The sequence below is a fragment of the Belliella filtrata genome (genome assembly GCF_022549775.1).
GTDB classification, from domain to species: domain Bacteria; phylum Bacteroidota; class Bacteroidia; order Cytophagales; family Cyclobacteriaceae; genus Belliella; species Belliella filtrata.
The window spans coordinates 1-610 of sequence record NZ_JAKZGP010000154.1; the positions used below are offsets into that span (position 1 = coordinate 1).

Genomic DNA, 610 nt, shown 5'->3' on the forward strand with positions numbered 1-610 from the left:
ATCTCAGCGAGGGGAGTATCGATAACATTATTGGTAGGTTTGCCCGAAAGTCTGCACCAATATATGCAAAGATAAAGACAGCAGTCTCTAAAAGTCCTGTGATAGGAGCAGATGAGACTGGGGCTAAAGTGGATGGAAGCAAACAGTGGGTCTGGACTTATCAGACCGAGGAACTCACCCTGTTGGCTATATCTGAATCACGTGGACTAAAGGCGATGAATACACATTTTCCTGATGGGTTCGGAAAGGCAGTATTGTGCCATGATGCATGGAGGGCATACTTCAACTATTCGGAAAACCTGCACCAGCTCTGTTGTGCACATCTGCTTAGGGAACTCAACTACATTGTTGAACGCTATAAATCTAAATGGGCTGACAGCCTTAGGACCCTGTTCAGGGAAGCTATCTCACTAAAGAGAAAACTCAAAAAACTACCAGATACAGAGAATAGCAGGAGTATTGCTTCCATTGAAGAGAAGATGGACAACCTACTCGTCCAACTTGTAGAATCAAAACATAAAGAAGCAGTATCACTACAAAAAAGACTCCTGAAATACAGAAAGTCTCTTTTTACTTTTCTCTACTACCAAAAAGTACCACCAGATAACAA

The 610-nt window shown here is 42.3% G+C and carries 1 protein-coding gene; it reads left to right on the top strand.

Annotated elements, in window-relative coordinates; all coding sequences use genetic code 11:
* Nucleotides 1-610 (top strand): IS66 family transposase (locus MM239_RS20855; RefSeq protein WP_241350255.1); only part of this gene is annotated, 610 nt, incomplete at both ends.